The organism is Actinoplanes sp. NPDC051633, from assembly GCF_040681735.1.
Taxonomy (GTDB): Bacteria; Actinomycetota; Actinomycetes; order Mycobacteriales; family Micromonosporaceae; genus Actinoplanes.
In genome coordinates, this window is record NZ_JBFAZH010000332.1 from 1 (window position 1) to 6,989 (window position 6,989).

General features: G+C 71.1%; 5 protein-coding genes and 1 pseudogene. 4 read left to right on the forward strand and 2 right to left on the reverse strand.

The genetic code is table 11. The features are described 5' to 3' along the window. A partial coding sequence (locus tag AB0M20_RS19545; RefSeq protein WP_364299976.1) for a HAMP domain-containing protein occupies nucleotides 1-1,604 on the reverse strand: 1,604 nt, incomplete at its 3' end. A 113-nt stretch (nucleotides 1,605-1,717) separates the two neighbouring features. Here AB0M20_RS19545 and AB0M20_RS19550 point away from each other — a divergent pair. The 4 genes from AB0M20_RS19550 to AB0M20_RS19565 all read left to right on the forward strand — a co-directional run bounded on the left by AB0M20_RS19550 (nucleotide 1,718) and on the right by AB0M20_RS19565 (nucleotide 5,787). Further along, complete coding sequence (locus tag AB0M20_RS19550; RefSeq protein WP_364299978.1) at nucleotides 1,718-3,745, forward strand: SpoIIE family protein phosphatase; 2,028 nt, start codon at nucleotides 1,718-1,720, stop codon at nucleotides 3,743-3,745. 33 nt (nucleotides 3,746-3,778) lie between these two features. Then, on the forward strand, nucleotides 3,779-4,330 hold the full coding sequence (locus AB0M20_RS19555; protein WP_364299980.1) for a dihydrofolate reductase family protein: 552 nt from the start codon (nucleotides 3,779-3,781) through the stop codon (nucleotides 4,328-4,330). 16 nt (nucleotides 4,331-4,346) lie between these two features. Next, nucleotides 4,347-4,994 (forward strand): dihydrofolate reductase family protein, encoded by a 648-nt coding sequence (locus AB0M20_RS19560; protein ID WP_364299982.1) that lies wholly within the window; start codon nucleotides 4,347-4,349, stop codon nucleotides 4,992-4,994. Between the two features lie 229 nt (nucleotides 4,995-5,223). Next, nucleotides 5,224-5,787: a GNAT family N-acetyltransferase gene (locus AB0M20_RS19565; protein ID WP_364299984.1), complete on the forward strand. Its 564-nt coding sequence runs from the start codon at nucleotides 5,224-5,226 to the stop codon at nucleotides 5,785-5,787. Nucleotides 5,788-6,645: 858 nt separating this feature from the next. On the opposite strand, the pseudogene AB0M20_RS19570 reads toward AB0M20_RS19565, so the two are convergent. Next, a pseudogene (locus AB0M20_RS19570) lies at nucleotides 6,646-6,989 on the reverse strand (FAD-binding oxidoreductase); the annotation flags it as partial.

Below are 6,989 nucleotides of genomic sequence, written 5' to 3' on the forward strand. Positions count from 1 at the left end.
CGGGCCACGCGGGTCACCTCGTCGGCGAACGACGACAGCTGATCCACCATCGTGTTGACCGTGGACTTGAGCTCCAGGATCTCACCGCGGGCGTCGACCGTGATCTTCTGCGACAGGTCGCCCTTGGCCACCGCCGTCGTCACCGAGGCGATGTTGCGGACCTGGCTGGTCAGGTTCGACGCCATGTAGTTGACGTTGTCGGTCAGATCACGCCAGGTACCCGCAACACCGCGCACCTGGGCCTGACCACCCAGCTTGCCCTCGGAGCCCACCTCGCGGGCCACGCGGGTCACCTCGTCGGCGAACGACGACAGCTGATCCACCATCGTGTTCACGGTGTCCTTCAGCTCGGCGATCTCGCCCTGCGCGTCCACCGTGATCTTCTGCGACAGGTCACCCTTGGCCACCGCCGTCGACACCTGCGCGATGTTGCGGACCTGGGCGGTCAGGTTGGCGGCCAGCTGGTTCACGTTCTCGGTGAGGTCGCGCCACGTACCCGAAACTCCCCGCACCTGCGCCTGACCACCCAGCCGGCCGTCCGTGCCCACCTCGCGCGCCACCCGCGTGACCTCATCGGCGAACGACGACAGCTGATCCACCATCGTGTTCACGGTTTCCTTGAGCTCGAGGATCTCGCCCTGCGCGGCCACCGTGATCTTCTGCGACAGGTCGCCGTTGGCCACCGCCGTGCTGACCTGCGCGATGTTGCGGACCTGGCTGGTCAGGTTGGAGGCCATCGAGTTCACCGAGTCGGTGAGGTCCTTCCAGGTGCCCGCCACGTTCGGCACCTGCGCCTGGCCGCCCAGCTTGCCCTCGGTGCCCACCTCGCGCGCCACCCGGGTCACCTGCTCGGCGAAGAGGCGCAGCGTGTCGGTGAGGCCGTTCATAGTGTCGGAGAGCGCGGCCACCTCGCCGCGGGCCGAGACGGTGATCCGCTGGGTCAGGTCGCCGCGGGCCATCGCGGTCGCCACCTGCGAGATCGACCGCACCTGATGGGTCAGGTTGGAGGCCATCGTGTTGACCGAGTCGGTCAGGTCCTTCCAGGTGCCGGCCACGCCGCGGACGTCGGCCTGACCACCCAGCTCCCCCTCGGTGCCCACCTCGCGGGCCACCCGGGTCACCTCGTCGGCGAACGACGACAGCTGATCCACCATCGTGTTCACCGTGCGGCCGATCCGGAGGAATTCACCCCGCAGAGGTCGTCCGTCCATCTCGAGTGCCATGTGCTGGGAGAGGTCGCCGTCGGCCACGGCCACGATCACGCGGGAGATCTCGGTGGTCGGGCGGCCCAGATCGTCGATCAGCGAGTTCACCGAACGCACCGAGTCGACCCAGGCGCCGTCCAGGCCCTCCTCGTCGAGGCGCTCGGTGAGGCGGCCGTCCCGGCCCACGATCCGGCCGATGCGGCGCAGCTCGAGGGTCTGCCGTTCCTGCAGCGTGACGACCTCGTTGAACGCGTCCGCGACCTCGCCGGCGGTGCCGGACCACCGGGGCAGGCGTACCTTGAGATCGCCGCGCCGGACCCGCCGCAATGCCTCGGCAAGCTCGCCGAGCAGGGCGGTCTCGTCCGGCGCGCCGGTCCTGACCTTGTTGGCCGCAGTCATGCTGTCCTCACTCGCCGTCGACAGTCATAAGGTGCTTCATCATCCCTCGCCCGAGCGGGTCATTGCGAGACACGGCTTTGTGCATCGAGCGGGGTACAGGAGAGGATGCAGTCGTGTCCGTGGAGGCAGGAACCCCGAGCGCGCTGGTGCGCCGGGTCCGGCTGCCCAACGATCGGCGTACGCCCGCCGCCGCCCGCGCCCTGGTCCGCTCGGTGCTCGAGGAGGCAGAGCTGGATGCGCTGCTCAACGAGGCTCTGTTGCTGACCACCGAGCTTTCCACGAACGCGGTGGTGCACGCCAACACCGAGCTGGACATCGAGGTGGCCGCCGACCCGGCCGGGCTCACGGTCACCGTCACCGACTTCGCCCCCGGCCCGGTCGAGCAGCTCGCGGTCGGCCCGCGGAACGAGAGCGTGGACATCGGCGAGGTTGCGGAGCGTGGTCGCGGGCTGCTCCTGGTCGATCACTTCGCCAGCCGCTGGGGCACCGTGCACGAGGGCACCGGCAAGGGCGTGTGGTTCCGCCTCGAGAACAGGCCCGGGTCCGTACCCGGGGTGTCGGCGGTGCCGGCCGCCGCCGTGCCCGAGGGGGACGCGCCCGGGGTCGGCGCGTTGACGGCGCTCCTCGAGGTCAACCCCGAGCGGGCCACCGACGAGGGGCTCGCCGACTTCGCGCTCGAGCTGCTCTCTCGGCTGTCCCGGCTGACCGGCGCGGCCGGTTGCGTGGTGCGCCTCGACCGCGGCGACGGCACCGGTGCGCAGCTGCTGGCCCGCTACGGCCGGGCGCCCCGCGACGACGCGGCCACCATCCGGATCCCGCTCACCGTGCAGCGGCCGTACACCGGCGAGCTCGAGCTGGACGCCTCCCCCACCGGGTACGGCCGGCCGCTGGCCACTATCGTCGTCGAGCGGCTGTCGCTGCACCTGGAGAACGACCGGCTGCGGCGCACCGACCTGCGCCGGCAGACCTGGCTGACCTTCCTGGCCGAAGCCAGCGAGCTGCTCGCCCAGTCGCTCGACGTCAACCTGACGATGGCGCTGATCCCGCAGCTCGTGGTGCCGCGGCTCGGCCAGTGGTGCGCGGTGCACACCACCGACACGTGGGGCCGGCTGCAGCTGGCCGCCGCCACGCACGCCGACGAGGCGGCCGTCCCGCAGCTGCACGCCACGCTCGCCGAGTCGGGGCCCGACTCGGTGCTTGCCCGGCTCGAGGAGGCGTCCCGGCTCGGCACACAGGTGATGTTCGGGGCGCCGGCGGAGGGTTTCGCGGTGCCGCTGGTGGCGCGTGGCCAGCGGCTCGGCACGCTGGCGGTGGGCCGGCACCACCGGCACCGCCACGACGCCGAAGAGGTGGCGGTGCTGGAGGACGTGGCCCGCCGCGCCGCCCTGGCGATCGACAACGCCCGGATCCACGACGAGAGGCGCAAGGTCGCGCGTACGCTCCAGGCCTCGCTGCTGCCGCCGGCGCTGCCGCACGTGGACGGCGTCGGGTTCGCCGCGGAGTACGTGCCGACCGGGTCCGAGGTGGGCGGCGACTTCTACGACGTGGTGCCCTCGTCCGCCGGGGACGGCTGGGTCGTCGTGGTCGGTGACGTGTCGGGCAAGGGTGTGCAGGCCGCGACCGTGACCGGGCTGGTCCGCGACGTGATCCGGATCCTGGTCGACGACGGCAAGCCGATGACCGAGATCCTCTGCCGGGTCAACCGGACCCTCGTGCAGCGCGGCGGCGGGCGGTATTGCACGCTCGCGATGGCGTCGGTGACCAAGTCGCCGGACGGCACCCTGTCGGTCTGCCTGCACCTGGCCGGGCACGACCGGGCGGTGCTGGTGCGGGCGGACGGCAAGACGGCCTTCGTCGGCGAGGGCGGCACGGCGCTCGGGCTGCTGGAGACCATCTCGTCGCCGGACGTCGCGGTGACGCTGCGGCCGGGCGACTCGCTGATCTTCTACACCGACGGGGTGACCGAGCGGCGGCGCGGGCGGGAGCTGTTCGGCACCGCGCGGCTGCGGGATGCGGCGGGTCCTCTGGCGGGGTATCCGGCGGACGTCATCGCCGCCCGGCTGCGGTCCACGACGATCAACTTCTCGGTCGAGGAGCCGCGGGACGACATCGCGATCCTGGTGCTGCGCAACGACGCCTGAAAAGTGTCGTACCCGCGTGGCAGGGTCTCCACCATGGCCAAGACTCAGTACTACACCGCGACGACCCTCGATGGATTCATCGCCGATCAGGACAACTCGCTCCAGTGGCTCTTCGACGCCGACTCCGGTGGCAACGACGCCTTCAAGCCCTTCTTCGCCGGGGTCGGCGCCTTCGCGATGGGCCGCACCACCTGGGAGTGGGTGATCGATCACGAGAACCTCCGCGCCGACCCGTCGGCGTGGCACAGGTTCTACGGCGACGTGCCCGCGTGGGTCTTCAGCAACCGCGACTTGGAGCCGGTCCCGGGGGTGGACGTCCGATTCGTCCGGGGTGACGTGCGGCCGGTGCACGCCGACATGAGGGCTGCGGCCGGCGACCGCAACATCTGGCTCGTGGGCGGCGGCGAGTTGGTCGGCCAGTTCGTCGACGCCGGGTTGCTCGACGAGATCATCGTCGGGGTCGCGCCGGTCACGCTCGGGGCCGGAGCGCCGCTGCTGCCGCGCCGGCTGCTCTCCGACCGGCTCACCCTGACGTCGGTGCGGCAGGAGCATCAGTTCGCCTATCTAACGTACGAGGTGGCCTGACTCGTTTCTGCCCTATATGTCCGCTGCCCGTGGCATCGTGATTGTCGTGAAGACGCAGTACTACACGGCCACCTCGCTCGACGGGTACATCGCCGATCCGGACAATTCGCTCGACTGGCTCTTCGAGGTCGACGAGGGCACGGACAACCCGTTCGGCGCGTTCTTCGCCGGCGTCGGGGCGTTCGCGATGGGTGCCACGACCTACGAGTGGATCCTCGAGAACGACAACCTGCTCGAGGAGCCGCAGAACTGGCACGACATGTATGGCGACGTGCCGTGCTGGGTCTTCACCCATCGCGACCTGCCGCCGGTGCCGGACGCGAACATCTTCTTCATCAGCGGCGACGTCAAGCAGGTGCACGACGCCATGGTGGTCGCCGCCCAGGGCAAGAACGTGTGGCTGGTGGGCGGCGGCGAGTTCGTCGGCGAGTTCGCCGACCTGGGCCTGCTCGACGAGATCATCCTGGGCGTGGCGCCGGTGACGCTGGGCGCGGGGGCGCCGCTGTTGCCCCGCCGGCTGACGTCGCAGCAGCTGGTGCTGACGCACGTGGCGCAGATGGGCCAGTTCGCCTACTTGTCGTACGCGGTGGGCTCGCTGGCAAAATTCGCCCGCCACAAGGCCGCAGACATCCTGGCCACCCACGACCCGGCCCCGGTCCCCTAAGTCGGTCCCGCGCCCGCCGCCCGACCGGCAGCCACCGCCACCGGTCTGCCGCGCCACCCCGCCAGCCGCGCCACCCCGCCAGCCGCGCCACCCCGCCAGCCGCGCCGGCCGTCGGTCGAGCTGAGCTGTGGCGTGACCCGCTCCCTGCCCAATGCCGGCCGCACTCCGAATCTCGCTCGCTGTGACTCGAATGGTCGACAAAATTGCCGGGGAGCGTGAGGCTTCCGGGGTGGAGATTCACGCCCTTGACGCCGGGCGGTTGTCCGGCGCGGTCGACCTCTTCGAGAGCAACCCGACCATGCGCGGGTGCTGGTGCCAGTACATGCGGCTGAAGTCCAGCGAGGTCAGCGCGGGCTGGGGTGACGGCAACCGGCGCCGCTTCGCCGAGCAGGCACGTTGCGAGGATCCACCGAGCGGGTTGCTCGCCTACGACGACGGTGGGACGACCGTCGGATGGTGCGCGGTGGGTCCGCGGTCGCGCTTCGCTCGCCTCCTGCGCTCACCGCTGACCAAGACGTGGGACCGGGCCGAAGACGACACCGTGTGGTTGCTGCCGTGCTTCTTCGTCCGCAGCGGTCACCGCCGTAAGGGCGTCACCCACCGGCTGCTGCTGGCCGCGATCGAGCACAGCCGCAGCAACGGCGCCGTGGCGTTGGAGGCAATGCCGCTGGCAGGCGCCGGCCCCCACAAGTCGGACCGCTACTACGGCACGGAGCCCCTCTTCGAGGCATGCGGCTTCACGGTGCAACACCGCCCTTCCGCGGGCCGCGTCCTGATGCGCCTGCCCCTCTGACCGAATGAGCGGTAGCCACCCGTGCACCGGCTCGACACACCACGCCGCAAAAACCGCGCCGCACCTCGAAGTGGTAGCCCAGCCGCGCATCCCAACCCGAAATAGGCCCGTGGCCTACCACTCTCCGCCCGACCCGCCGGGTCACGCCCCACAGTGGTAGCCCAGCCGTGCATCCCGACCCAAGATGGGCCCGTGGCCTACCACTTCGGCCCGCCGCCGGGCCAAGCCAGGCACTGGTAGCCCAGCCACCCGGAGAGCCCCGCGGCGAGTGCATGGCCTACCACTCCCGGCCAGCCCACCGGGCCAAGCCCCGACACTGGTAGCCCAGCCACGCATGTCACCCCTCAGAGAGTGGATGGCCTACCACTTTCCGCCCACCCGCCGCGCAGGCCCCACAGTGGTAGCCCAGCCACCCGAACCGCGCCTCCACGGGTGCATGGCCTACCACTATTCGCCCGTTCGCCGGGCCGAGCGCCACAGTGGTAGCCCAGCCGGGCATCCCGACCAGAGACAGGCCCGTGGCCTACCACTACTCGCTCACCCGCCGGCCCGAGCCCGACACTGGTAGCCCAGCCGCGCATCCGAACCCGAAATAGACCCCTGGCCTACCACCTTCCGGCGACCCGGTGAACCAAGCCCCCAAAGTGGTAGCCCAGCCGGGCATCCCGACCGGAGATTGGCCCGTGGCCTACCACTTCTCGATCGCCCGGCGGGCCGCGCCCGACATTGGTAGCCCAGCCACCCGAGGCGCCCCTCCGCGAGTGGATGGCCTACCACTTTGGCGCCGGGCCGAGGCGCCCCCGGACGTCGGCCAGCCACCTGGGCGTCCGGCAGCTGGGTGGGGGCTTTCGGTTCGGGCTAGAACAGCTCTTCCCTGTGGGCCATGTCCAGCTGGCGGGCCAGGTCCGGCGGGGCGGCGACCAGGACCGCCCGGCCGCTGCGGGCCATCAGGACGTTGCGGACCGCGTCGACTATCGCCTCTATGCGCTCCGGCTCCAGGCTGCCCGGCAGGACCGCGTGGACGGTGCCCAAGCCGGCCGATCCCCGGAACGGGATCGCCCCGCGGGCCGCGTCGCCCAGCGCGTAGACCGCCGCATGCAGGTCCTCCAGGCGGACCGCGATGCGGAGCGCCACGTCCTTCGGGCCGAAGGGGTATCTGCCCCACCACAGCGGCGCCGTCTCGGAGGCCTCGCCGCCCAGCG